Annotated in this window: 21 protein-coding genes and 1 other RNA gene; 9 read left to right on the top strand and 13 right to left on the bottom strand. The window is 60.4% G+C overall.

Annotated elements, in window-relative coordinates:
* Window positions 1–38 precede the first annotated feature (38 nt).
* The 4 genes from dapB to grpE form a co-directional block, all read right to left on the bottom strand.
* Complete coding sequence (gene dapB / locus AC0J1C_RS14910) at window positions 39–839, bottom strand: 4-hydroxy-tetrahydrodipicolinate reductase (protein ID WP_473044559.1); 801 nt, start codon at window positions 837–839, stop codon at window positions 39–41.
* A 24-nt stretch (window positions 840–863) separates the two neighbouring features.
* Window positions 864–1,988, bottom strand: a complete 1,125-nt coding sequence (dnaJ, locus tag AC0J1C_RS14915; protein ID WP_091987915.1) for a molecular chaperone DnaJ — start codon at window positions 1,986–1,988, stop codon at window positions 864–866.
* Between the two features lie 79 nt (window positions 1,989–2,067).
* A complete protein-coding gene (gene dnaK, locus AC0J1C_RS14920) occupies window positions 2,068–3,993 on the bottom strand; it encodes a molecular chaperone DnaK (RefSeq protein ID WP_473044560.1) in 1,926 nt (641 codons plus the stop codon).
* Between the two features lie 90 nt (window positions 3,994–4,083).
* A complete protein-coding gene (gene grpE / locus AC0J1C_RS14925; RefSeq protein WP_473044563.1) occupies window positions 4,084–4,683 on the bottom strand; it encodes a nucleotide exchange factor GrpE in 600 nt (199 codons plus the stop codon).
* Window positions 4,684–4,939: 256 nt separating this feature from the next.
* Between grpE and recN the strand changes: the two genes are divergently transcribed.
* Entirely contained in the window at window positions 4,940–6,619 is a 1,680-nt protein-coding gene (gene recN, locus AC0J1C_RS14930; protein ID WP_473044564.1) for a DNA repair protein RecN, read from the top strand.
* 97 nt (window positions 6,620–6,716) lie between these two features.
* Here recN and fur read toward each other — a convergent pair whose 3' ends face one another.
* The gene (gene fur, locus AC0J1C_RS14935) at window positions 6,717–7,130 is read right to left on the bottom strand and encodes a ferric iron uptake transcriptional regulator (protein ID WP_091987925.1); all 414 of its coding nucleotides are present in this window, start codon (window positions 7,128–7,130) and stop codon (window positions 6,717–6,719) included.
* Between the two features lie 122 nt (window positions 7,131–7,252).
* On the opposite strand from fur, the gene AC0J1C_RS14940 reads away from it, so the two are divergent.
* Window positions 7,253–7,579: an outer membrane protein assembly factor BamE gene (locus tag AC0J1C_RS14940; protein ID WP_091987927.1), complete on the top strand. Its 327-nt coding sequence runs from the start codon at window positions 7,253–7,255 to the stop codon at window positions 7,577–7,579.
* A gap of 22 nt (window positions 7,580–7,601) precedes the next feature.
* Here AC0J1C_RS14940 and AC0J1C_RS14945 read toward each other — a convergent pair whose 3' ends face one another.
* From AC0J1C_RS14945 to AC0J1C_RS14955, 3 genes are all read right to left on the bottom strand, one after another.
* Complete coding sequence (locus AC0J1C_RS14945; protein WP_473046567.1) at window positions 7,602–7,880, bottom strand: RnfH family protein; 279 nt, start codon at window positions 7,878–7,880, stop codon at window positions 7,602–7,604.
* Complete coding sequence (locus tag AC0J1C_RS14950) at window positions 7,880–8,326, bottom strand: type II toxin-antitoxin system RatA family toxin (RefSeq protein WP_473044567.1); 447 nt, start codon at window positions 8,324–8,326, stop codon at window positions 7,880–7,882. The genes AC0J1C_RS14945 and AC0J1C_RS14950 overlap by 1 nt, the downstream gene beginning before the upstream one ends.
* Before the next feature lie 83 nt (window positions 8,327–8,409).
* On the bottom strand, window positions 8,410–10,035 hold the full coding sequence (locus AC0J1C_RS14955) for a sodium-dependent transporter (protein ID WP_473044568.1): 1,626 nt from the start codon (window positions 10,033–10,035) through the stop codon (window positions 8,410–8,412).
* 179 nt (window positions 10,036–10,214) lie between these two features.
* Between AC0J1C_RS14955 and smpB the strand changes: the two genes are divergently transcribed.
* The 5 genes from smpB (at window position 10,215) to AC0J1C_RS14980 (ending at window position 14,460) form a co-directional block, all read left to right on the top strand.
* Window positions 10,215–10,694 carry an SsrA-binding protein SmpB gene (gene smpB / locus AC0J1C_RS14960; protein WP_473044570.1) on the top strand — a complete coding sequence of 160 codons (480 nt, stop codon included), beginning with the start codon at window positions 10,215–10,217 and terminating at the stop codon, window positions 10,692–10,694.
* A gap of 139 nt (window positions 10,695–10,833) precedes the next feature.
* Window positions 10,834–12,252 (top strand): WS/DGAT/MGAT family O-acyltransferase, encoded by a 1,419-nt coding sequence (locus tag AC0J1C_RS14965; protein WP_473044573.1) that lies wholly within the window; start codon window positions 10,834–10,836, stop codon window positions 12,250–12,252.
* A gap of 91 nt (window positions 12,253–12,343) precedes the next feature.
* Window positions 12,344–12,710, top strand: a transfer-messenger RNA (tmRNA) gene (gene ssrA, locus AC0J1C_RS14970).
* A 145-nt stretch (window positions 12,711–12,855) separates the two neighbouring features.
* Entirely contained in the window at window positions 12,856–13,452 is a 597-nt protein-coding gene (locus tag AC0J1C_RS14975; RefSeq protein ID WP_473044576.1) for an exopolysaccharide biosynthesis protein, read from the top strand.
* A 120-nt stretch (window positions 13,453–13,572) separates the two neighbouring features.
* Window positions 13,573–14,460, top strand: a complete 888-nt coding sequence (locus AC0J1C_RS14980) for a chemotaxis protein (protein WP_091987943.1) — start codon at window positions 13,573–13,575, stop codon at window positions 14,458–14,460.
* On the opposite strand, the gene AC0J1C_RS14985 is transcribed toward AC0J1C_RS14980, so the two are convergent.
* The 5 genes from AC0J1C_RS14985 to mqo all read right to left on the bottom strand — a co-directional run bounded on the left by AC0J1C_RS14985 (window position 14,457) and on the right by mqo (window position 22,048).
* Window positions 14,457–15,320: a hypothetical protein gene (locus AC0J1C_RS14985; protein WP_473044578.1), complete on the bottom strand. Its 864-nt coding sequence runs from the start codon at window positions 15,318–15,320 to the stop codon at window positions 14,457–14,459. The genes AC0J1C_RS14980 and AC0J1C_RS14985 overlap by 4 nt on opposite strands.
* Window positions 15,321–15,365: 45 nt before the next feature.
* Window positions 15,366–17,036 carry an acetolactate synthase large subunit gene (locus AC0J1C_RS14990; RefSeq protein WP_473044581.1) on the bottom strand — a complete coding sequence of 557 codons (1,671 nt, stop codon included), beginning with the start codon at window positions 17,034–17,036 and terminating at the stop codon, window positions 15,366–15,368.
* Window positions 17,037–17,100: 64 nt separating this feature from the next.
* Window positions 17,101–19,125, bottom strand: a complete 2,025-nt coding sequence (locus AC0J1C_RS14995) for a hypothetical protein (protein ID WP_473044583.1) — start codon at window positions 19,123–19,125, stop codon at window positions 17,101–17,103.
* A gap of 52 nt (window positions 19,126–19,177) precedes the next feature.
* A complete protein-coding gene (locus AC0J1C_RS15000) occupies window positions 19,178–20,410 on the bottom strand; it encodes an ATP-grasp domain-containing protein (RefSeq protein ID WP_473044584.1) in 1,233 nt (410 codons plus the stop codon).
* A gap of 156 nt (window positions 20,411–20,566) precedes the next feature.
* A complete protein-coding gene (gene mqo / locus AC0J1C_RS15005; protein ID WP_473044585.1) occupies window positions 20,567–22,048 on the bottom strand; it encodes a malate dehydrogenase (quinone) in 1,482 nt (493 codons plus the stop codon).
* A 339-nt stretch (window positions 22,049–22,387) separates the two neighbouring features.
* On the opposite strand from mqo, the gene nhaD reads away from it, so the two are divergent.
* Entirely contained in the window at window positions 22,388–23,638 is a 1,251-nt protein-coding gene (gene nhaD, locus AC0J1C_RS15010; protein WP_375192666.1) for a sodium:proton antiporter NhaD, read from the top strand.
* Between the two features lie 9 nt (window positions 23,639–23,647).
* On the top strand, window positions 23,648–24,631 hold the full coding sequence (locus AC0J1C_RS15015) for a calcium/sodium antiporter (RefSeq protein WP_473044586.1): 984 nt from the start codon (window positions 23,648–23,650) through the stop codon (window positions 24,629–24,631).
* Window positions 24,632–24,643: the final 12 nt, after the last annotated feature.

Raw genomic sequence — 24,643 nt, forward strand, 5'->3', positions numbered from 1 at the left:
CGTAAGGGGTGCCCGCCCCTCTGCCTCCGAGTTTGCTGTTACTTCAGTGCCAGAACATCCTGCATGTCGTAAAGCCCTGCAGGCTTATCTTTCAGCCACAACGCTGCCCGCATGGCGCCCTTGGCAAAGGTCATCCGGCTGCTGGCCTTGTGGGTGATTTCGATGCGCTCACCTTCGGTGGCGAACAGCACCGTGTGGTCACCCACCACGTCGCCGGCGCGGATGGTTTCAAAACCGATTTCCTTGCGGGTGCGCTCGCCGGTGAAGCCTTCGCGGCCGTACACGGCGCATTCCTTCAGGTCGCGGCCGAGGGCGTCAGCCACCACTTCGCCCATGCGCAGTGCGGTGCCGGAAGGCGCGTCTTTCTTGTGGCGGTGGTGGGCTTCGATGATTTCCACGTCGTAGTCATCGCCCAGGGTCGCCGCCGCGGTGCGCAGCAGATTGAGGACCACATTGACGCCCACGCTCATGTTGGGGGCAAACACCACCGGTGTGGATTCGGCAGCCAGGGCCAGCTGCTGTTTTTCGGCGTCGGACAAGCCCGTGGTGCCAATCACGAGCCTTTTGCCGTTGGCCTTGCAGAACTCGGCATTTTCCAGCGTCAGGTCCGGGAAGGTGAAGTCGATGAGCACGTCGAAATCGTCCTTCACCTCCGCCAGGCTGCCGGCCATTTTGATGCCGGTTTTGCCGATACCGGTCATCTCACCGGCGTCGGCGCCGATCAGGCTGCTCCCGGGCTCGACAATGGCGCCACCCAGCTCGAGGCCTTCGGTGCCGTCCACGGCTTCAATCAGCACTTTGCCCATGCGCCCGGCGGCGCCGATGATTGCTACCCTCATGCTCACGTTCCTTTAATCGGCCGGTCAGAATTTCATTTCGTCGAAGAAGCTTTTCACGCCTTCAAACCAGGAGGTTTTCTTCGGAGCGTGATGGGTTCCGTTGCTGCCGTCCAGGGTTTTCTGGAATTCTTCCAGCAGTTCTTTCTGGCGCTTGGTCAGGTTCACCGGTGTTTCCACGATTACGCGACACAGCAGATCGCCGGAGGGGCCGCCGCGCACCGGGCTCACGCCCTTGTTACGCAGCCGGAACAGTTTGCCGGTCTGCGTTTCTGCCGGAATCTTCAGCTTCACGCGGCCATCAAGGGTCGGCACTTCCAGCTCACCGCCAAGGGTTGCGTCCACGATACTGATCGGCACTTCGCAATAGAGGTTGCGACCGTCGCGGGTGAAGATAGAGTGCTCGCGCACGGCGATTTGCACGTACAGGTCGCCGGGAGGTCCACCGTCGATGCCCATCTCGCCCTCGCCGGAGAGCCGGATGCGGTCACCGGTATCCACGCCGGGCGGCACCTTGACCGACAGCGTTTTCTCTTCCTGAACCCGGCCCTGACCGTGACAGGCCTTGCAGGGGTCTTTGATGATCTGGCCGGAGCCACGACAGGTGGGACAGGCCTGCTGAACGGTAAAGAAGCCCTGCTGCATGCGCACCTGCCCCATGCCCTTACAGGTACCGCAGGTTTCCGGGCGGGAGCCTTTCTCGGCGCCACTGCCCTCGCACACCTCACACTCGCGATGCCCCGGGATCTTGATCTGGACAGTCTTGCCCTTGACGGCTTCTTCCAGATCCAGCTCCAGGGTGTAGCGCAGATCGGCGCCCCGGGTGTTGCGGCCCCGGCCGCCACCACCGAAGATATCGCCGAACACATCGCCAAAGATGTCGGAGAAGCTGGCACCGCCGCCACCGAAGCCACCACCGGCCTGGCCGTCGACGCCGGCATGGCCGAACTGGTCGTAAGCGGCCCGCTTGGACTGGTCCGCGAGTACTTCGTAGGCTTCGCTGGCCTCCTTGAACTTGTTCTCGGCTTCTTTGTCCTCCGGGTTACGGTCGGGGTGGTACTTCATCGCGAGCTTTCGGTAAGCCCGCTTGATTTCCTTTTCGTCCGCATCCCGGGAAATTCCGAGAATCTCGTAATAATCTCGCTTGGCCATGCTTTAAAACCCTGTTTTTAAACGCGGAAAACGCGGGGGATTCCCCCGCGTTTTTCCAACTGCCTGATGTACTTCAGATTTACCGCTTGTCGTCGTCTTTGACTTCTTCAAACTCGGCGTCGACGGCGTCGTCAGACTGCTGGCTCTGGGCGCCTTCCTGGCCACCAGCCTGCTGTGCCTGCTCGGCCTGATCTGCGTACATCTTCTGGGCCAGCTCCGAGGACACCTCGGTCAGCTTCTGGGTCTTGGCTTCGATGTCGTCCTTGTCGGAGCCTTCCAGCGCCTCTTCCAGCTCTTTGATAGAGGCTTCGATAGACTCCTTCTCGCTGTCGCTGACCTTATCGCCGGCATCTTTCAGGGTCTTGCGCACGGCGTGAACCATGGCATCGCCCTGGTTCCGGGCCTGCACCAGCTCCTCGAACTTGCGATCTTCCTCGGCATTCGCCTCGGCGTCGCGCACCATCTTCTCGATCTCGTCGTCGTTCAGGCCAGAGGAGGCCTTGATCACGATGGACTGTTCCTTGCCGGTCGCCTTGTCCTTGGCGGACACGTTCAGGATACCGTTGGCGTCGATGTCGAAGGTGACTTCGATCTGTGGCACACCGCGCGGCGCCGGCGGAATGTCGGCCAGGTCGAAACGACCCAGGGACTTGTTCTGGTTCGCCTGCTTGCGCTCACCCTGAACCACGTGGATGGTCACGGCAGTCTGGTTGTCGTCCGCTGTGGAGAAGGTCTGCGACTTCTTGGTCGGAATCGTGGTGTTCTTCTCGATCAGCGGTGTTGCCACGCCGCCCATGGTTTCGATACCCAGAGTCAGCGGGGTGACGTCCAGAAGCAGAACGTCCTTCACGTCGCCAGACAGAACTGCTGCCTGAATCGCAGCACCCATGGCCACGGCTTCATCCGGGTTCACGTCCTTGCGGGCTTCTTTGCCGAAGAACTCTTTCACTTTTTCCTGAACCAGCGGCATGCGGGTCTGACCACCAACCAGGATCACCTCGTCGATCTCGGAGGCCTTCATGCCGGCATCCTGCAGAGCCACTTTACAGGGCTCGAGGCTGCGCTGGACCAGGTCTTCCACCAGGGACTCCAGCTTGGCACGGGTCAGCTTCACGTTCATGTGCTTCGGACCAGACGCGTCTGCAGTGATGTACGGCAGGTTCACGTCGGTCTGCTGGCTGCTGGACAGCTCGATCTTGGCCTTCTCGCCGGCTTCCTTGAGACGCTGCATGGCCAGGGAGTCACCGCGCAGGTCGATGCCGCTGTCCTTCTTGAACTGGTCTGCCAGGTACTCGATGATCTTCAGGTCGAAGTCTTCACCGCCCAGGAAGGTGTCACCGTTGGTGGCCAGAACCTCGAACTGGTGCTCGCCGTCCACATCGGCAATTTCGATGATGGACAGGTCGAAGGTACCGCCACCGAGGTCATACACGGCCACGGTACGGTCACCGCTCTTCTTGTCCAGGCCATAGGCCAGGGCAGCCGCGGTCGGCTCGTTGATGATCCGCTTCACTTCCAGACCGGCGATCTTGCCCGCGTCCTTGGTAGCCTGGCGCTGGCTGTCGTTGAAGTAGGCCGGCACGGTGATAACCGCTTCGGTCACTTTCTCGCCCAGGTAATCCTCGGCGGTTTTCTTCATCTTCTTCAGCACTTCGGCAGACACCTGGGGCGGCGCCATCTTCTGGCCTTTCACCTCAACCCATGCGTCACCGTTGTCGGCCTTGGTGATCTTGTAGGGCACCATCTTGATGTCCTTCTGGACCACGTCGTCTTCAAACCGACGGCCAATCAGACGCTTGATGGCGTACAGGGTATTGTTCGGATTGGTTACCGCCTGGCGCTTGGCAGACTGGCCAACCAGGGTTTCGCCATCGTCGGTGTACGCGATGATGGACGGGGTGGTGCGATCACCCTCGGCGTTCTCGATTACCTTTACCTTGTCGCCATCCATGATGGCCACACAGGAGTTGGTCGTTCCCAGGTCGATACCGATGATCTTGCTCATTGAATCACTCCAATTCTTCTGAATGCTTTCATGGAGGCGCCGCCTCCGCTGTCGCTATTTACTGGCTATATTGGCGCTTTAATCGGCTTTTCAAGCCTGCTCATCAATTTTTGGCGCATCTTCCGCCTTGGCGACCACCACCATGGCAGGCCGCACCACACGACCATTAAGCAGATACCCTTTCTGCACCACGGCCACCACACTGTTGGGCTCGGCATCGGGCGCCGGCACCATCGACATGGCCTCGTGCTGCTGCGGGTCGAACGGCTCGCCCACCGGGTTGATCTGCTCAACATTGAATTTCTTCAGGCTGGACATGAACAGGTTCAGGGTCATCTCCACGCCCTCACGGATGGAAGCCACCACCTCGCCGGCGTTTTCGTGGCCTTCGGTGCTTTCCACCGCTTTTTCCAGACTATCCGCCACCGGCAGCAGTTCCTTCACAAACTTCTCCAGGGCAAACTTGTGGGCCTTTTCAACATCAATTTCCGCCCGTCGACGCACGTTCTGCATCTCGGCCTGGGCCCGCAGCATCTGCTCCTGGTATTCCTGAACCTGAGCCGCCAGGGCATCCGCCTCGGAGGCTTCACCCTCGGGAGCCTCTTTTTCAGAGGCCTGGGCCTCATCTTTTGCGGCTTCAAGGGCTTCGCTCAGCTCTTCATGTTCTTTGCGATTCTCGTCAGTGCTCATGACTACTCCTGCTTGGTCTCAAGCGGTTCGCACCAGGGCGACCGGCCAATCGTGTGTTCGGCCATGACAGGCCTGAAAAACGTCGTTGCGAACGGATATGGGGCCCTGCTCTCAGGTTTCAACCATCTGCTGCCTGCATTCCTGAAGAAAATATCCGGAAGGGATTTGCATACAGGCAAAACCCTGTATATATTCACAGCAACTGTATACATCCACAGTGTTTTGCCGGACTCAGAAAAACGCGGAGGTTATCTGCATGCTGACCCAACTAACGGTTTCCAATTACGCCATCGCCGAGCGGGTAGAACTGCAGTTTGGCAAGGGCATGACCGCACTTACCGGTGAAACCGGCGCCGGCAAGTCGATTGTGCTGGACGCCCTGGGCCTGGCCATGGGCGGGCGTGCCGACGCCGGGGCGGTGCGCCACGGTGCCAAGCGTGCGGACATCACCGCCACCTTCGATGTTTCCGCCATACCGGAAGCCGGAGACTGGCTGGCAGAGCACGAACTGGACGACGAAGACGACTGTATCCTGCGCCGTGTGATCAGCAAGGATGGTCGCTCCAGGGCCTACATCAATGGCCAGCCCTGCCCCCTGAACCACCTGAAGGAACTCGGCGGCCTGCTGATGGATATCCACAGCCAGCACCAGCACCAGTCTCTTTTGCGCAAGGATACCCATCGCAAACTGCTGGACGAATTTGCCGGAGTTGAAGGCCTGGCGGCGGACACCCGGGAGGCCTGGAAACGCTGGCACCAGATCCGCCAACGACTGAACGAACGGCAACAGAATGCGGACGAAGCCGAGGCCCGCCTGCAACTGCTGCGCTATCAGGTGGAGGAGCTGGACCGGCTGGCCCTGGAAGACGGCGAGCAGGAACAACTGGAGCAGGAGCAGGCCCAGCTCAGCCAGGCCGACACGGTTCTGCACAGCAGCCACCAGGCGGCCCTGCTGTGCACCGAAGATGAGAACAGCGCAGCCGACCTGGTACGTCAGGCACTGCACCAGCTGGAGCAATTGCCGGTGGAAGTGCCGGCCCTGACCGATACCATCCAGATGTTGAACGAAGCGCAGATTCAGATCACCGAAGCCGGTGACAACCTGCGCCACTTTGTAGAGGATTACGAAGCCGATCCTGCCCGCCTGGCGGAAGTTGAAGAACGCCTGAGCGCCATCTACCAGATGGCACGCAAGCACCGCATAACACCCGAAGAACTGCCGGAACTGCATCAGCGCCTGAGCGCTGAACTGGCGGAACTGGATGGCGGAGAAGGCAGCCTGGAGCAGCTGGAAGCGGAGCTGGACGAGCACCGCACGCGATTTGACGAGCTGGCCGGGGAGCTGTCCGAGGCCCGCGCCAGAGCCGCAGCCGAGCTGGACCAGCGCGTAGCCGCCGAACTGGCGCAACTGAGCATGCCCAACATGCAGTTCATCACCCACTTGAACCGCAGCAACGGCACCGAGCCCGCACCTCATGGTCTCGAAGACATCGAATTCCTGGTCAGCGCAAACCCGGGGCAACCGGCCCGCCCGCTGGCCAAGGTTGCCTCCGGCGGCGAACTGTCACGGATCAGCCTGGCCATCCAGGTGGTGGTTGCCCAGACATCCACCACCCCCACGCTGGTGTTCGATGAGGTGGATGTGGGCATTGGCGGCGGCACGGCGGAAGTGGTTGGTCGTTTGCTGCGCACCCTCGGGGGCAACGGCCAGGTACTGTGCGTGACCCACCTTCCGCAAGTGGCGGCCCAGTGCCATCAGCACCTGTTTGTCAGCAAGTTCACTGAGCGGGATGCCACCTTCTCGAAAATCGAAATCCTGGACGACCAGGGTCGGATCAGCGAAGTAGCAAGAATGCTGGGCGGCGTGGACATGACCGAACACACCATCGCCCATGCCCGGGAAATGTTTTCCAAGGGCCAGGCGACACACCACTGAGCATGAGATAACCGGACTATTCCCCTCTCGATCCTGAGAGCTGTTGAGGCGGGCCTTGCACCCGCCTCTTTTTTTACCATCCGGCCTGGAGAGAGGATCAGGACTTGAGAGGTTTGACGTACAGAATCAGGCTGTGATCAACAATTTCATAGCCGTGTTCTTTGGCAATCTTTTGCTGGCGCTCTTCGATCACCTCGTCAACAAACTCGATCACCTCACCGGTCTGGGTACACACCATATGGTCGTGATGATCATCCCCGGCCATCTCGAACACGGCGTGGCCACCTTCGAAGTTGTGGCGAAGCACCAGGCCAGCGGCCTCGAACTGCGTCAGCACCCGGTAAACCGTTGCCAGGCCCACGTCATCTCCCTGCTCCAAAAGCTTCTTGTACACATCCTCGGCACTGAGGTGGTGGTCTTCTTCGGCATTCTCCAGAATGTTGAAGATCTTGACCCGCGGCAGGGTCACTTTCAGACCGACTTTTCGTAATTCGGCGTTCTCGGATGACATGTTACTATTCACTCTTTGGTGTGCCTCACGGCTTCCGGTATGATGAAGCCGCCTTTGAACGGTTAACCCGTGTCATACCTGCCTCTGGCAGGCGTTTTCAAGATAGAGGATTTCCCCCGGCGATGCAAAAGCTCACAGCTCTCATTCTTACCTTGTTTCTTACCGGTTGCGTATTCCCGGGCGTGTACAAGATCAACGTCCAGCAGGGCAATATCGTCACCGATGAGGAGCTGGCTCAACTGGCCGCAGGCATGCCCCGAAGCCAGGTGCACGCACTGCTGGGAACCCCGCTGATGCTCAACCCGGTCGATCTGTCCCGAGAGTACTATGTGTATACGTTCCAGCGGGCCGGTGGCGAGATCAAGGAGCAGCGCATCATCGTGTATTACGAAGGTGATGAGTACGCCTCTTACGAAGCACAGCTGCTCGAGGAAACACCCGCCTACTGAGCCCAGGTCTCTGGTGCTCCGCTCAGCCCTTTTTCTTGGCCCGGTTCAGACGGGCCTGTTTGGGATCGATTTTCAGCGGCCGATACAGCTCAACGCGGTCGCCGTCCCTTAGCTCATGGGCAGACGGATCCTTGATCACCTTCCCGAACACGCCCATGTCAGTCTTCTCCAGCTCTATTTCCGGAAACAGATCGGTGATGCCTGACAGCCTCGCGGCCTCGAGCGCAGTGGTCCCGGCCGGCACCTTTACCGGTACAATTTCCTGACGATCGGGCCGGGCGTAGGCCACTTCCACCTGCATCACGCGCCCTCCGTTCGATACAGCTCGTCTGCCCGTCGGCAGAAGGCATCCACCATGGTATTGGCAGCCTGACTGAACACCGGGCCAAAGGTCATCCGCGAGAGCGAGCCGGAAAACTCGAATTGCAGCGATAGCACCACCTTGCAGGCATTGAGATCCAGCGGCTTGAAGTGCCAGCGACCGGTAAGGTTGCGGAAGGGACCGTCGACCAGGTGCATTTCGATGGCGTCCGGCATCTGCAGCTGGTTACGCGTGGTCAGGGTATGGCGCATGCCACCCTTGGCAATCTCCAGAGAAGCGGTGATCTCCGAAGCATTCTGCTCATGGATGCGCGCACCGGCGCACCAGGGAAGAAACTCCGGATAGCGGGCAATGTCGTTGACCAGGTGAAACATTCGCTCAGCGGAATGCATCACCAACGCTGTTTTGTCGATCTGATGGGGCATTGAAACCGATTGTCCTGCTTGCAAACACTCTGTTCGGGTTGTGCAGACTTCGAGCAGACTTCTGGCGGGGAAGGCAGCTTGAATCACACGCTATGATAAAGGATATCGCCTTCCTTTGGGGCATTTTCAACCGGGCTGTCCGGTGCCCGGGCCTTTTCGGGGTTTCCGTCTTTTCCGCTCCGAGCGCGTGGCGCGTTCGTGCCCGCGTCATTACCGTCTGCCCCGTGTGACGGTGCTTTCCCGGCGTCCTTGGCGGCCTCCGGCTCGCCGCCGGACACCATGATCTCTCGCTGCTCACACCACAGGGCGTCACTGCCGTTGCTGCAGAGATTGGCCAGTGAAAACGCCGTGTACTGGATGCCAATCCAGGCGACCACCACCGGCAACACAAGCCGCATCACCCAGAACCAGATGCCTGCGAACAGACGAGGAGCCGATCCCAGCATGGTGGCAGACAGATGCCGGGTGAGACACCAGCCGGTAAACAGAGCGAGCAGGATGGCCACCAGAGGAATCAGCAAACCGCCGGTCACCAGCTCCAGCCACCGGAATATGGTGGCACCACCGAACCGGTACTCCGACCAGAGGTTGAACGACAACAGGGACGCGAGCCCGGCCAGCCAAACCGCCAGCCCTGTCAGGATGACCGACAGTGCCCTGGGAGCGCCGGTCCACTCCCGGAACCAGCCCACCACCGGTTCAAGCAGATTCAGCGACGTTGTCCAGACAATCAGCACCACCATCAAAAACACAGAGGCAATCACGAACTGGCTGGCGGGAAGCTCCGCCAGCGTCACGGGCATGGATACGAACAGCAGGCTGAACCCGCGCTCGCCATCGAAACTGTTGCCATCGGTGGCCATGGCAAAAATCATCAGGCCGGCCATGATCGCCACCAGCGTGTCCATCAGCACCACCGCCAGAATGGAGCGCTTCAGCCGGGTATGGGGCGTGGTATATGCACCCAGAATCGCCCACACTCCCATGCCAAGGCCGAGGGTAAAAAAGGCGTGGAACAGCGCCGCTCGAAGACTTTCCCAGCTCAGATCCTCCGGGTGCATGGCGAGGATATGATCAGCCGCACCTTCGATGCGGCCATGCAGCACCGACAGGCTGAACAACGCCACCATCAACAACAGGGTGCCGGGCACCACCACCCGCAACGCCCGTTCCAGACCGCGCTCCACGCCCTGGGCGGACACCCAGACCACCAGCACCAGGAAGAAGGCATGCCAGGCCATGAAGATCCGATATTGCCCGGGATCCGACACCAGCCCCGCAAGAACCGCGGTGGCCTCGGCCTGCCCTGCTCCGGAGAAACGACCCAGGGCGCCGAAGAACACATACGCCAGTGCGATGGCCCCGAACACGGCAGTAAAAGACAGCACCAGGAACGCGGCCAGCACACTGAGCCGCCCAACCGCCATCCAGGCGCGCGAACACCGGGCACTGCGAATCAAACCATCGATGGCCAGCACCAGGCCATGGCGGGCATACCGCCCCACCACCGCTTCGGTTACCATCAAAGGCAGGGTCACCAGCAGCAGGCAGGCAAGATACAGCAGGATAAACAGCCCGCCACCGTGAAGACTGGCCAGATAGGGAAACTGCCATAGATTGGCCAGGCCCACCGTGGCACCCACGGCGGCCCAGAAGAAGGTTGATTTGCGGGTAAATGACCCGATGTGTGTCTGATACGGCGTAGGCATTCGCGCCCCTGAAAATGTATGACCGCTTATTGTAGCCGAAGGATCTGGCCGCGCACGAACCGGCACCAGCCTCAGCGCCCGTTTCGTGACCAGTCCGGCACTGTTGGGCTACAATGCGCGCTTTTCCGGCCCAAAAGCGGCCGGCCCGTTGACACGTCCGACCCCGGATTCACTGATTCATGAGCAAGAAAAAACCCGGAACGCCCAGCAATACCATCGCCCTGAACAAAAAGGCGAAGCACGAGTATCACATCGAGGAACGCTTCGAGGCGGGCCTGGCGCTGCTCGGCTGGGAAGTAAAGTCCCTCCGCGCTGGCAAGGCCCAGTTGGTGGACGCCTACGTACTGCTCAAGGACGGCGAGGCCTGGCTGCTCGGCTCCCACATCACCCCCCTGAGCACCGCGTCCACCCACGTGATAGCCGACCCGACCCGCACCCGCAAGCTGCTCCTGCACGCCAAGGAGATTGCCAAGATCGTGGGCAAGGTCAATCAGGCCGGCTACACCTGTATTCCACTCGCCCTGTACTGGAAAAAGAACAAGGTTAAGTGCGAAATTGCCCTGGTGAAAGGCAAGAAACTGTTCGACAAACGCGCTACTGAGAAAGAACGCGACTGGAACCGCCAGAAGCAGCGTATCCTGCGCGACGCCAACGCCTGAGAGCGGGCTCACCAGACCCTCAAATAATCTGACGCCGGTCAGGATGTGGCCGGCAAATATGTCGCATACTCACTCTCTTTGTTGATCCAGACAACCGGCCTATACTCGGCAGTTCCGGTGCATGGCAAAGGGAGCGCTTATGTCACCCAAACAGACCCCCATGTCTTCCGTGGATCGCGCCTGGCTGCGCATGGACACCCCGGAAAATCCCATGATGATCTGCGGCGTTCTGGCCCTTGAACGGCCGGTCTCCATTCAGCGCCTCAAACGCACGCTCGAAGAACGGTTTCTTCGCTTCCAGCGCTTCCGCCAACGGGTCGTCGACCATGGCGACCGGGCTTACTGGCAAGAGGACCCGCTGTTTCATATCGACAACCACCTGCACCGGATTGCGCTGCCCGGCAAGGCCGACAAAGCCGAACTCCAGAAACTGGTGAGCGACCTGAACAGCACCTCCCTGGATTTTCGCCGCCCACTCTGGCAGATGCACTACATCGACAATTACGAAGGTGGCGCCGCCCTGCTGGTGCGTATTCACCACTGCATTGCAGACGGCATTTCCCTCGTACGGGTGATGCTCTCACTTACCGACAAGACCCCCGAGCCGACACTTAAACGGGTGGCCGGCAAGCCTGAAACCTTTACAGGCACTGCTTCCCGGGGAAGAAGCACGCTGCACCGGCTGGTGGACAGCGCCCAGGTGGCCGCGCAACAGGCCCGCCTGTTTATTGCCTCGGTACGCCAGGAACCCAACTACCCCCTGAAGCTCGCCACCACCGCCAGCGGTGTTGCCATGGACCTGCTGAAGCTCGGCCTGGCACCCTTCGAGCCCAGAACCGGCCTCAAGAGCCCCTTGTGCGGGCGCAAACAGGTGGCCTGGGCCGAGCCTCTGGACTTTGCCGAGGTCAAGGCCTGTGCTCGGGCCCTCGGAGGCACCGTCAACGATGTGCTGATGTGCGCCACCACCGGCGCCCTGCAACGGCACTTTGCCGCCAATCGAGAGCCTGTTCCCGAGTGCGGCATCCGGGTAGCGGTGCCGTTCAACCTGCGCCCGCTTAACCAACCCATCGATACTCTCGGCAACGAATTCGGGCTGGTACTGGTGAACCTGCCGGTTGAGGTACAGGATCCGATCATGTGCTTTCGACAGGTTCAGGAGAACATGAACCGGCTCAAGCGCTCTTACCAGGCCCAGGTAACCTACAGCCTGCTGGATCTGTTCGGCCGCGGCCCTGATAGCCTGGAGAGGAGGGCCCTGGACCTGCTCAGCAACAAGGCCTCGGCGGTGCTCACCAACGTGCCCGGCCCCAGAGACGCCCTGTACCTTGCCGGCAGCAAAGTCACCCAGCCCATGTTCTGGGTGCCGCAAAGCGGCAGCATCGGCATTGGCCTGAGCATTTTCAGCTACGCGGGCACGGTCCAGTTCGGCATTACCGTCGACCGGGCTATCCACGCCGATCCCAACGCCGTGATGGACTATTTTCACGACAGCTTCGCAGCACTCAGCCACGCGGCGCTGGCCGGGCGCACCGGTGCCGTGAAGCAGCTGGCGGGCTAGGCGCGTAAGTACATCTACACAACGCCGGTCAACAAACAATCGCAAAGAAACCTTGAAGTCCGGCAAACCGGACACATATACTCAGCTGTAAGGGGACGACATGGCTTCGACGCCGGTGGCGAACCCTTGGGTGCATGTCGAGATGGCAGCGAATCTCGTAAATCCAAAGCTGCTTTAAAATAGTCGCAAACGACGAAAACTACGCACTGGCGGCGTAAGCCGTTCCAGTCGTCCTGGCTGAGGCGCCTATAACTCAGTAGCAACATCCCAGGACGTCATCGCTTATAGGCTGCTCCGTGTGTCAGAGCTCACTGACACATGGCTAAGATTCAAAGAGCTCGGTTCTTGCACCCTGACTCTCGGGTCGCTTGAACTTAAAACAATAGAGAGACGCTAAGCATGTAGACCTCAAGGCTGAGTACTGGCGGACGCGGGTTCAATTCCCGCCGTCTCCACCAAACTCCCAGAGAAAAGCCCCGGATTTCCGGGGCTTTTTTCGTTCTGCATCACAGCTAACCCCCTCGTCATCCTGTGTTCATGCAGACTACGCCCTGATTGTGTAAGGTTTTGCCACGTCCTCACTCAAACCCAGAAGCTTGTGCGATGAACCAACCGGACGATCCGAACAGCCTGAAGGAGTTACTGGACCGGCTTCGCGACGGCACCGACGGCCAGCGCCGGGTGTCGGTGGGCGATATCCTGGCGGTGGTGGGTGAGCGCTCATTCGGCCCACTGGCACTGGTGGCGGGGCTGGTTACTCTGGCGCCGCTGATTGGCGACATTCCGGGCGTTCCCACTCTGCTCGCCCTGATGGTCCTGCTGACCGTCGGCCAGCTGCTGTTCCAGCGGGAGACGATCTGGATTCCGGCCCGGCTCGCCAACCGGTCCATGGAGCAGGAGAAGTTGGACAGGGGCCTGGACTGGCTGGAGAAGCCTGCCCGGTTTCTGGACCGCTGGACCAGGCCCCGCCTGGTGTTCCTGGTGCGGGGGCCGGGGCAGTACGTCATGGCGGTGCTGTGCCTGCTGGTTGCGGCGGCCATGCCGCTGATGGAGATCATTCCCTTCAGTGCCAACGGCGGCGGGCTTGCGCTGGTGGCCTTCGGCCTGGCCATCATCGCCCGGGACGGTCTACTGGCCGTGTTTGCAGCCCTGACGACCGGCGGTACCGCCTGGTTCGTACTCACCAACCTGCCCGGCTGACACCGATTTCATCCAATCACCAATTGATACAAATGATTTACCGCTCCTGCCGGTTTCTTGCTGCTATCATGATTCACTGTCTATTGATTTTCTGATCGGTGTTTTTGGAAGGATCTGTCCATGTCCAGCAAAGCGAAGCAGTCCCAGAAGCTTCTTCTTTTCCGTCTCTCCGGGGAGCGCCTCTTCGGCATCGGTACCCTGAAGATTCGGGAGATCCTGCCATTCATGAAGCTCACCAAGCTGCCCCACAGTCACCACGCGGTGATCGGCACGGCCACCTTTCGCGGTTCTGCGGTGCCGGTCATCGATATGGCCGCGGCGGTGGGCTATCCGGCGCTGACCCGGGAAGAACGGGAAAAAGCCTCGATTATCATCACCGACATCCAGCGTCAGGAAATCGGCTTTCTGGTGCGGGGTGTACAGCAGATCATCGAAACCAACTGGAAGTCGGTCATGCCGCCGCCCAAGGCGTTGGGCAACCGGGCATTCATTACCGGTCTGCTCGATGTGGACGGCGACATTATTCAGTTGCTGGATGTGGAGCTGCTGCTGGCGAAGGTTTACCCGGAATCCCTGGAGACCGGCGAGGTCACGCTCACTGATGTACAGAGCGAAACCCTGAAATCACTGAACATTCTGCTGGTGGACGATTCCCAGGTGGCCCGCAAGCAGCTCTCCGATGTCCTCGACAGCAAGGACATCTCCTATCACGTTACCTCGAATGGCGACGATGCCCTGCAGATTCTGCTACGAGATCATGAGCTGGGCCGGCCCACGGATATCCTGGTCAGTGACATCGAGATGCCAGGGCTGGACGGCTATGAGCTCACCTTCAATGTGCGGGACAACACCGCGCTCAAGCAGCCGTACATCATTCTGCATACCTCCCTGAACAGCGAGATGAGCCTGAGCTATGCCAATCAGGTGGGTGCCGATGAGGCCCTCACCAAATTTGATGCCGAGGAGCTTCTGCAGGCCATGCTGCGTGGCGCCGAGCAGGCCCGTTAAGGCCTGAGCTGCGCCATAAAAGACTCTGCCTCGTTACGCATCTCGGCGATGTCGCGCTGCCACTGCTCGCGGTAACGATTCAGGGTGTCTTCACTGAGGCGGCCAAACCGTTCTCCGGTTTCGGCCACCGTGCGACTGGCATTGGCCAGAGATTCCAGAGTGGGGTCGTTGAGGTCATTGGCGCCCCGGTCCAGATCACGCGCTGCCTGCTCCAGGATGACACGATCCTGTTCAGGGGTTTGCCGGTCATCTTCGAGAGCTTCCTCCAGCGACTGCTCAAGATCCCGCATGGCCTCCTGCAGCTGTTCACTGAACTCGGCCATGGCCTCTCCCGCTTGCTGCGACATCTCCTGCGAATAGATCTGCAGGTCCCGGGCGAGCTGCTCCATATCCCGTTCAAGCTGGCCAGAGGATGACGAGAAGCTGGCACTGAGCTTTTCACCGATCCGGTTGAGCTCCCCCAGAATGCCGCTGAACGGAGAGGGGTTCACAATGGCGTCGCCGGTGCGCCCATAATCCACCAGCCATTGGCCATCAACGCGAACCAGATAGGTGGCGATCTCAAGTTGCTCACCCGCAGCGCCGGATTCGGCGGGTACCCGGGTGACAATGGAGGCTTCGTCGTCGTCAATAACCACGCGGCCATAGGAAGGAACGGCGTCAGTCCAGCTGCGCTGGTATCCGTCGAATGCCGAGGCGTCTGCCAGAGTGGAGTATTCCACGACGTCGCCCGCATCATTTTCGGCCATTGCCTGCCAGAAAGCAGCCGTCACCTCCTGGGGTGTCTCCGGGTTGCTGCAACCTGCGAACAGGGCCAGGGAAAACGCAACAGCCAGAACTCTGGCAAACAAACGACTCATGGTAATGACATCTCCGGTTTTCGTCCGGTGGACATCATACACGGCTTACAATCGACAGGTCAGCTCCGCCAGCTCCTCGTCAAATACCCGCCGGTTCTCGCTGTAATCCACCGGCACGTCCACCAGGTGCACTCCGCCAGCGGCCAGGGCCTGCTCCAGAGTGGGCCGCAAGTCTTCGGTGCGGGTAATACGGTGGCCGGTGGCGCCGTAGGATTGGGCGTAGGTGACAAAATCCGGGTTGCGGTAGTCCAGGCCAAAGTCCGCGTAGCCCTCCTGTCCCTGCTTCCACTTGATCATGCCGTAGGCGCTGTCGTTGATGATCAGCACCACCAGGTTAAGCCCGAGGCGCACCGCGGTTTCCAGCTCCTGGCTGTTCATCATGAAGCCGCCGTCGCCGCACACGGCCATGACCTTCAGATCGGGGTACAGCATGGAAGCCATCATGCCACTGGGTAAGCCGGCGCCCATGGAGGCCAGGGCATTGTCCAGCAGCACAGTGTTGTTGTCGTAGGCCGGATAGTTGCGGGCAAACCACAACTTGTACATGCCGTTGTCGAGGGTAATGATGCCGTCATCCGGCATGACCTGCCGCACATCGGCCACGATGCGCTGGGGAATCACCGGGAAGCGGCCATCGCCAGCCATGGAGGTCAGGTGGGCGTCCACGGCCTGCTTCACTTCCATGAGCTGGCTGAAGTCATGGTTGGCGCACTGGCCACAGTTCTCGGCCATGTACTCCACGCTGTTGGCAATGTCACCCACCACCTCGTGCTGAGGAAAATACACGGGGTCTACGTCAGCAGCGCTGAAGTTTACGTGGATCACCTTCTTGCCGCCCGGGGTCATGAAAAATGGCGGCTTTTCCACCACGTCGTGGCCCACGTTGATCACCAGATCGGCGCGATCAATGGCGCAGTGGACGAAGTCGCCCGCCGACAGGGCGGCATTACCCAGATAGCGCGGATGGCGCTCGTCCACAACGCCCTTGCCCATCTGGGTGGTGAAGAACGGAATACCGGTGACGTTCACCAGGTGAATCAACGCCTGGGACACCCGCTTCCGGTTGGCGCCGGCGCCAATCATGATCAGCGGGTGCCGTGCCTCGCGAAGCATGTCGCACGCCATCTCCAGGCTCTTCTGACTGGCCGTGGGCCGGCGGGCATCGCTGGGTTTGAAGATGTGGGTATCCGGTTCCGGCGCTTCGTCTGCGATGTCTTCGGGCAGCTCCAGATGCACCGCGCCCGGGCGTTCTTCGGACGCCAGCCGGAACGCTTCACGCACTTTCGCCGGTATGGTGTTGGCGTTGGTGATCTGGCGGGTGTACTTGGTGAGCGGACGCATCAGGTCCACCACGTCCAGGATCTGGAACAGGCCCTGCTTGGAGGATTTGATAGGCTTCTGGCCGGAGATCATCATCATGGGCATGGCGCCCAGCTGGGCATAGGCGGCGGCGGTGACCAGGTTGGTGGCGCCAGGCCCCAGGGTCGACAGGCAGACGCCAACTTTACCGGTGAGACGCCCGTAGGTCGCCGCCATGAAGCCTGCAGCCTGCTCGTGGCGGTTCAGTACCAGTTCGATACGGGACTCCCTCAGAGCCTCCAGGAATGCCAGGTTCTCCTCACCGGGCACCGCAAACACGTATTGAACACCTTCGTTTTCCAGCGCGCGCACAAACAGCTCGGCGCCGTTACGGGCCGGACGGTTCTCGTTGGCCATGACCTTCCTCTCGCTCGGTGAATGGGTGGGCTCAGTGAATGGGTCGGGCAAATCGGCGACGGGCCTAGTCAGTCCGCGGCGGCTCCGCCTGGAGCGCATCGGCGGGCACCCGGCCCTTGCCCCAGCTCCGGTACACTCCTTCTGTTACGCGCTGCAGCTCGTCATCGTTCACTTCCGCAAGCTCGCCGCGCTCCAGAGGATCGTAGTGGAAAATGTACAGACGCGAGGTGAATTGCTCAAAGGGCAACGAGGATTCGCCAAACCGCTCACCGTAGCCGGAGGTGCTCACTTCCACGCCATCGCCCCAGTTCTGGCCACTGTCGTTGTTCGGGTTGAAGAAGTACACCCGCATCTCGCCCTCGGGGTCGAGCCCTGCCCGGAGGATGGTAATGGCATGCCAGCCAATGAATCGGGCCGCGCTGTCGGTGACCGCAATCCCCGCCGGTTGTGGATGGATCAGCGGCTGATTGCCGTTGTAGTAGGGATGGTAGCTGGCATAGAAATGCCGGATGAACTCCTCGAGGCCGGTGAGATTGCCGGTCGCCACGTCCACATTGATGGCGAAGCCCCGCCCCGCGGACCAGCCGTGGAATTCCGGGTTCACCCACTTGTGGGGGTCGCCCTCACGCTCGGCACACAGGCGACCCATCTCCGCATAGATGCGATCAAGATGCGGCACCACAACAAGTGACACCGGATCCAGGTCGAGCGTCACCTCCGAGGCAACGCCACCGGCACTTCGGGCCGATGAGACCGGCTGCCCTTCGAAGTGCATGACAATCTCGTTGTCCCGAGCTGCCCAGGCCACCATCTGCAGCAGGTAATCGGGATCGTTGTAGGCCCACATGGACAGCGCCCGCGCCGATTGGCAGGTGGGATTGTTACCTTGCCCGACGCCCAGCGGCTGGCCCAGCATGTTGAGAACGCCCTGCATAAGCCAGGCCGAGGGCTGCGGCTCATAGCCATAGGCGATCTGAAGCCTGTCCCGGGCGGCGGGGCACAGGCTCAGGCGAATCTGGCGCCAGAGCGAAGGCGCCACCGGTGGCTGGTAGAGAATGCCCCGTTCAAGCAACAGTGCCAGCCCGTACAAGCCCTGGGCGGTCTCCGGGAACACCGAGGCTTCAATCAGCGTGTACACCAGCTCGCGGTAGCACAGCAGGCAGTCACGGCCGGTACTGGACAAACCCAGGGAGCTGCTGAGCAGATTGTCCTGGGTCTCCAGGATGTAACGCACAAAGCACGCGTGGTAAGGGGATACCAGTCCGGTATCGTGCATGGAGCGGGCAAAGCCGGTGGCCTCGTTCTGCAGCGCCACCGAATCCATGGATTCCAGCCGCTGCTGGTAAACCGGAATGCCCGGGTCCTCGCTGCACGCCCGGGTCGGCCCGTACAGGGCGGAGATCAGGCGGTCGGCACCACGCCCTGCGCTGCCCAGGTCAGCCTCCGGATCGGCCCGGCAGATGGCAATCTGGGTAATCATCCGCCCCACATCAGAAACGCGAATCGGTCGCTGCTCCAGGATGCGCCAGATCTCTTCTATCAGACTGTCGATGATGTGTTCGTAGCCGATGTGGTCCGCCACGTACTGCAACAGGCTTTGGCTGATCTGCGCGAGCCTGCCCTGTTCACGTTCGGCCTCGCCGCCCATGCCGAACAGCAGACCGAGATTGATCGCCAGGACCTGCGTCAGGTAGTGGTGCGCCTGCTCTGCCGACACGCTCGGATGCAGGTAATGCTCCTGCACCACCGACAGGAGCCGGAGCTGGCTGAGCGCCTCAATCACCACCGTGTCGGCGTCTTTGCTTTGCAAAGAGTGGGGGGTCAGGGAGGGCAGCAGAATGGATGGATCAGCCCAGTCGGTACCCTGGAACACGCCCGCCTCCTCAAGGCGGCGGGCGCGCGCCTCAACGGCCTCGCAGCCGCCCGGCTGCATCAGGACGCGCCGGGCGATATCGAACAGCTTGGGGAGCTTGCCGGCCTTGGCGAACGACCGGCTCTCCTCCAGAGCCGCGATGGCTTCATCCAGTTTGTGCACCAGCTTGTCGAGGTTGACTGCCGGTGCCTGGCTGGCCGATTGGTATTCGCTCAAACGAGGTTCCTCAGGGCCTGCACCAAACCCTTTTTGTTAATCAGTGCCCCGATTATACATAGAAATCGAGCTCTTCCTGATGTTTGAGCAGATCCCGCATCACGTAGGGGTCCTCACCAAAGAAATACACCAGCCCCCAATGGGTGCCGAAGGCGGTGCGTTTGGTCACCGTTTCCTCCATGGGCGGTGTCAGCTCGTGGGACTCGAAATACTCGTGGTTTTCGGTTTCCTCGGGCATCTCCAGACGGCTGACCACCCGACGGCGGGGATACACCCCGAAGCAACCGGCATAGCCCTTGGCATCCTCGACCTCTTTCGGGAAGAAGGCGTTGATCTCCTCCTCTGTGGTTTTCGGGTCGAAGGCCAGGATCATGCCCTGGTAGGCGTTGAAGCCATAGGCCCGCTCCAGAAGTTCGAACACCTTGAAGCCCGGCGGCCGGTAGGCCACCTCGCCGAAGTACATGGTGCCGTCGCTGGTGACGAAGTACTCCGGGTGGATCAGACCGAATTCGATGTCGAAGGTCTTGATCAGCTTTTCGATCTCCGCGGTAATCTGCGGGCGGTATTTTTCCAGGTCCGGCGTCGCCGGCACGAACACCGAATAGCCCAGGGTGACGTACTCGGAGATGTTCAGGAACTTGATCTTGCCTTTATGAATCCAGGCCTCGACGGCAAACTCCCAGCCGTCCAGGTGGGATTCCATGAGCACCGGGAATTCCTCGTCGGGTATGGTATCCACTTCGTCCGGCGTGCGAATCACCCGGTGGCCCAGGCAGCCGGCCTTATCGAAGGCTTTCAGGTGGATCGGATCGTTCGGGTCGCCGTCCAGCTTCAACAGGGTCTGGTTCACGCGCTTTAGGAAGCGGATGACATCATCCCGGTCGTGGGCCTCCTCGAAAATACCCACCCGGATACCGCCAAGCTGAGCACGGCGCTTCATCAACGCCTTGTCCCGCAGCAGCATGGACTGGCCGAACAGCTTTGGCTGGTCCAGCAATACCGAGTTGATGGCGCCGGCCCACTCCACGGTTTCCTCAAACAGGGGAATGGCCACGTTCACGCCCATGTCCTTGAGGGTCTGGGCGATCTCGAACGAGCGGTCGTTCAGGCGCTCAAAGTTCCAGGGCACGTAGGGTATATCGTGCTCCTTGCAGTAGGCCTCTGCCCAGTCCGGGGCCACTACCACGTAGCGGCGATCAAACTTGTCGGCCGCTTCAACCGCGTTCAGGCTCCAGCCCAGAAGTGCCACATACCCCTTTTCAGGATTGTATTTTTGCTCAGTCACAGGCTCTCTCCTTTCCTAGGGTTACCTTATAACCCTAAGTAGCCCTCGCGAAATCGCAAATTCCAGGCGCCCCATAAAACGACAAAAGCACTGAGATTGCAGGGACTGAGCCCAGCAATCACAGTGCTTTAGCCTGCTTTAGATCGATTCGGAATATCAGCCCAACTGAAGGGTCGACAGGGTCCGTTCCCGCACTTTGGTCAGCAGAGCCTCGTCATCCACCAGGGACTGACCATAAGACGGAACCAGTTCCTTCATGCGCGCCTGCCACTCCGGTGTCCTGATTTTCTCCGGGAAGCAGCGCTCGATCACGTTGATCATGGCGTTGGCGGCGGTAGAGGCTCCGGGCGACGCGCCCAGCAGGGCGGCGAGTGTGCCGTCACTGGCGGCCACAATCTCGGTACCGAATTCAAGCTTACCGCCACCGCCGGGCACCTGCTTGATGATTTGCACCCGCTGGCCGGCCATCCGCAGCTGCCAGTCTTCCTCCCGGGCATCCGGGAAGAAGTTGCGGAGGGCGGCTACCCGGTCGCTGTGGGACTGGAACACCTCGCCGATCAGATAGCGGGTCAGGTCCATGTTGCTCTTGCTCACCGACAGCATGGGCTTGAGGTTGTTGGACTTTACCGAACCGAACAGATCAAAGATGGAGCCCTGCTTGAGGAAGCGGGTGGTAAAGCCGGCAAACGGTCCGAACAGAAGCGCCGGCTCGCCGTTGATGATCCGGGTGTCCAGGTGCGGCACCGACATGGGCGGCGCCCCGATGGGCGCCTTGCCGTAGACCTTGGAGTTGTGCTGCTCAACGATGTCGGGCTTGCCGCACACCAGCCACTGGCCACTGACCGGGAAACCGCCATAGCCGCGGGCTTCTGCAATACCGGACTTCTGCAGCAGCGGCAACGCGCCACCACCGGCGCCCAGGAACACAAACCCGGCTTCCAGCTTGGTCAGTTCGCCGGTTTTCTGGTTTCGTACACGCACCTTCCAGCGGCCATTGTCACGCTGGTCAATGTAGTGCACGGGAGAGCTCAGCATGAGTTCGAAGTTGGGCTGGGTTTCCAGCCAGCTGACCATACTGCGGGTCAGGGAGCCGAAATCCACATCCGAGCCGTGCTTGATCCGGGTGGCCGCTACCGGTTGCATGGGATCCCGGTTATTGACGACCAGCGGCATCCACTCTTCCAGATCGGTCGGCGACTCGGTGTACTCCATATCCCTGAACAGGTGATGGGCGCTGAGCCGCTCGTGGCGACGCTTCAGGAATGCCACGTCCTTTTCACCCCAGACAAAGCTCTGGTGCGGGGTGCGGTTGATAAACGCGGAAGGCTCCGGAAGAATGCCCTGCTCCACAAGGTACGACCAGAGCTGTAGCGATACCTCGAACTGGGCGTTGATCTGCAGGGCCCGCTCGATGGCCACATCGCCATCGTCGGTCTCGGGTGTGTAGTTGAGTTCACAGTAGCCGGCGTGGCCGGTACCTGCGTTGTTCCATCCGTCGGTGCTCTCATGGGCCACGTGGTCGAGACGCTCCACCATGACGATGTCCAGGGACGGGTCCAGTTGCCTGAGCATCATGCCGAGAGTGGCGCTCATGACGCCACCGCCGACCAGCACTACATCTGCCTGTCTAACGGCCATTGCTTTTCACCCTAGCTAGTGTTGAAGCTTTTTATCCCCCCACGATCAGCAAGGAGACCTGTCGGAAGCCGGTCGGGCGCGAGGTAAACGACGCCGCCGTCTGCTTCCGGTCTGAATGTGGGCGCAATTATCCCGATTTTTGCGGGGATAATAAAATGCGAATGTCAATCGATGCGCCGGTATCTGGCTGCCAACGGTGCTCGATGGTGAATAGATGCACCTGCAAACAGTGGTTTGCGACGGGCCAACGCTCTAGAATCCGCCTCCGTGGGTGCGCGGTCGGCGGCGACTGCCCCTCCTGAAACCGATTTGTCATCAACCTCGACAGGACCTTCGTTCATGTCTGCCCTTGAAGTAAGCCTGATTGTTCTGGCGGTGCTGGCGCTGCTCGGCGTCATTTTTGAAGAAGCCATCCACATCAACAAGGCCAAGGTAACGTTATTCTTCGGCACCCTGAGCTGGATGCTGCTGTTTCTGTTCAGCGATAACGCGGCGGAAACCTCGGCCATTTCCGCCGGGCTGTCCGAGAGCATTGCCGAAATTGCTGGGCTGTGGCTGTTCCTGGTGGCTGCCATGACCTTTGTCGCCTACCTGAACAAGAAGGGAATGATCGAAAACGTGATCTACCTGATCATGCCGAAACAGGTGAGCGAACGGCGACTGCTGTTCCTGACCGGACTGTTCTGCTTCATTTTCTCCTCTCTTGCAGACAATATCACCGCCACTTTAGTCTCATGTTCGCTGATCCTTTCGCTGGATCTGGAGCTAAAAAAGCGCATCCAGTTCGTCACCCTGGTCGTTTTTGCGGTGAACTCCGGCGGCGTGTCACTGATCACCGGCGACGTCACCACATTGATGATTTTCCTCGCGGACAAGGTGGAAATACTGACGTTGCTCACCCTCGCCATTCCCGCGTCGATCACCGTTTTCGTGCTCGCCCTGTTCCTGTCCCGGGGCCTGACAGGCACCATCACCCTGCGTTCAACCACCAACCCGGTGCGACCGGTCGACGCCATCATCGGCGGCCTGTTTTTGTTAACAATCCTGTGCACCATTGCCGGAAATGCCCTGTTTGCGGTTCCACCGGTGCTGACCTTCCTCTTTGGCCTGTCGGTGATGTTCCTGGTATCCCGTTTCCTGAGCGACGATTCCGATCTGGACCCGATTCTCGAGTACATCCGTATTATCGAGTTCGAAACCCTGCTGTTCTTCCTAGGCATCCTGCTGCTGGTGGGCATGCTCAAGGAAATTCACGCGCTGGATTCGCTGGTGGCTATCTACGACGTATTGCCACCGCTGTACGCGAATTATCTGATGGGGATTTTCTCAGCGGTGATCGACAACGTGCCTTTGACCGCTGCCCTGCTCAAGGCGGGCATTGATATGAGTCCGGGTGAGTGGATGGGACTGACCTATGCGGTGGGTGTCGGCGGATCGCTGCTGGTAATCGGTTCTGCGGCCGGTATCGTGGCCATGAGCAAGATCCCGGGGCTGACCTTTGCAGCCTACATGCGGTATCTTGCACACCTTCTGGCGGCCTACACCCTCGGCTACGCCGGTGTGTTCATGCTCGGACGTTTCATCAACTGAGGTTTTTCTATGCTGATGGCATTTGGCGCAATCATCGCCGGCCTGGTACTCCTGGTCTGGAGTGCCGACAAGTTTGTGGAAGGGGCGGCGGCCACCGCCAAACACCTGGGCATGCCGACCCTGCTGATTGGCATGGTGATCATCGGTTTTGGCACCTCGGCGCCGGAACTGGCGGTATCGGCCATGGCGGCGGCTGACGGCAACCCTGGCCTGGCGCTCGGCAACGGCTACGGTTCCAACATCACCAACATTGCGTTGATTGTCGGCCTGACCGCCGTGATTGCGCCGATTGCGGTGCATTCCCAGGTGATCCGCAAGGAACTGCCCCTGTTGGTGGTGCTTACACTCATTGCCGGTGCCCAGCTGCTTGACGGCGAACTGTCACGGCTGGACGGCTGGATACTGCTGGCAGTGTTCGCCGCCGTGATGGGATGGTCCATCTACCAGGGCATGAAAGGCAAGGCTGACCCGCTGGCCAGCGAGACCGACGCCGAAATCATCGCCCACCCGATGCCACTGAAAACCGCCCTGATCTGGCTGGCGGTGGGGCTGGTCCTGCTGATTGTCAGTTCCCGGATGCTGGTATGGGGCGCCGTCACCATTGCCCAGAGCCTCGGGGTCAGTGACCTGGTGATTGGCCTGACCATCGTAGCCATAGGCACATCACTTCCAGAGCTGGCCTCGGCACTGGCGGCGGTCAAGAAGAACGAACACGACCTGATCCTCGGTAACATCCTCGGCTCTGGTATTTTCAACACCCTGGCGGTGGTAGGCCTGGCCGCAGCCATCGAGCCCCTGGCGGTCGATCCGGCCGTGCTCTACCGGGACTGGAATCTCATGCTGGCGCTCACCGTTGGCCTGCTGCTGATGGGATTTGGCCTGACCGGCGCCCGCAAGCTGATCAGCCGGCTTGATGGCGGCATTCTGGTGCTGGTGTACGTGGCCTACACGGGTTACCTGCTGTCAACGGTGGTGGCGGCGGGCACGGCCTGAGCCCGCATAGCG

The organism is Marinobacter sp. E2, assembly GCF_055755345.1.

What these genes read in the sequence shown, in the direction of transcription:
- mqo (WP_473044585.1), bottom strand. Translation starts at nt 22,048, where the DNA reads ATGGCCGTTAGACAGGCAGATGTAGTGCTGGTCGGCGGTGGCGTCATG.
- AC0J1C_RS15015 (WP_473044586.1), top strand. Translation starts at nt 23,648, where the DNA reads ATGCTGATGGCATTTGGCGCAATCATCGCCGGCCTGGTACTCCTGGTC.
- AC0J1C_RS14950 (WP_473044567.1), bottom strand. Translation starts at nt 8,326, where the DNA reads ATGCCCCATCAGATCGACAAAACAGCGTTGGTGATGCATTCCGCTGAG.
- recN (WP_473044564.1), top strand. Translation starts at nt 4,940, where the DNA reads ATGCTGACCCAACTAACGGTTTCCAATTACGCCATCGCCGAGCGGGTA.
- dapB (WP_473044559.1), bottom strand. Translation starts at nt 839, where the DNA reads ATGAGGGTAGCAATCATCGGCGCCGCCGGGCGCATGGGCAAAGTGCTG.
- AC0J1C_RS14955 (WP_473044568.1), bottom strand. Translation starts at nt 10,035, where the DNA reads ATGCCTACGCCGTATCAGACACACATCGGGTCATTTACCCGCAAATCA.
- AC0J1C_RS14945 (WP_473046567.1), bottom strand. Translation starts at nt 7,880, where the DNA reads ATGCAGGTGGAAGTGGCCTACGCCCGGCCCGATCGTCAGGAAATTGTA.
- dnaK (WP_473044560.1), bottom strand. Translation starts at nt 3,993, where the DNA reads ATGAGCAAGATCATCGGTATCGACCTGGGAACGACCAACTCCTGTGTG.
- grpE (WP_473044563.1), bottom strand. Translation starts at nt 4,683, where the DNA reads ATGAGCACTGACGAGAATCGCAAAGAACATGAAGAGCTGAGCGAAGCC.
- AC0J1C_RS14990 (WP_473044581.1), bottom strand. Translation starts at nt 17,036, where the DNA reads ATGGCCAACGAGAACCGTCCGGCCCGTAACGGCGCCGAGCTGTTTGTG.
- fur (WP_091987925.1), bottom strand. Translation starts at nt 7,130, where the DNA reads ATGTCATCCGAGAACGCCGAATTACGAAAAGTCGGTCTGAAAGTGACC.
- AC0J1C_RS14940 (WP_091987927.1), top strand. Translation starts at nt 7,253, where the DNA reads ATGCAAAAGCTCACAGCTCTCATTCTTACCTTGTTTCTTACCGGTTGC.
- dnaJ (WP_091987915.1), bottom strand. Translation starts at nt 1,988, where the DNA reads ATGGCCAAGCGAGATTATTACGAGATTCTCGGAATTTCCCGGGATGCG.
- AC0J1C_RS14975 (WP_473044576.1), top strand. Translation starts at nt 12,856, where the DNA reads ATGAACCAACCGGACGATCCGAACAGCCTGAAGGAGTTACTGGACCGG.
- AC0J1C_RS14965 (WP_473044573.1), top strand. Translation starts at nt 10,834, where the DNA reads ATGTCACCCAAACAGACCCCCATGTCTTCCGTGGATCGCGCCTGGCTG.
- AC0J1C_RS14980 (WP_091987943.1), top strand. Translation starts at nt 13,573, where the DNA reads ATGTCCAGCAAAGCGAAGCAGTCCCAGAAGCTTCTTCTTTTCCGTCTC.
- AC0J1C_RS14985 (WP_473044578.1), bottom strand. Translation starts at nt 15,320, where the DNA reads ATGAGTCGTTTGTTTGCCAGAGTTCTGGCTGTTGCGTTTTCCCTGGCC.
- nhaD (WP_375192666.1), top strand. Translation starts at nt 22,388, where the DNA reads ATGTCTGCCCTTGAAGTAAGCCTGATTGTTCTGGCGGTGCTGGCGCTG.
- smpB (WP_473044570.1), top strand. Translation starts at nt 10,215, where the DNA reads ATGAGCAAGAAAAAACCCGGAACGCCCAGCAATACCATCGCCCTGAAC.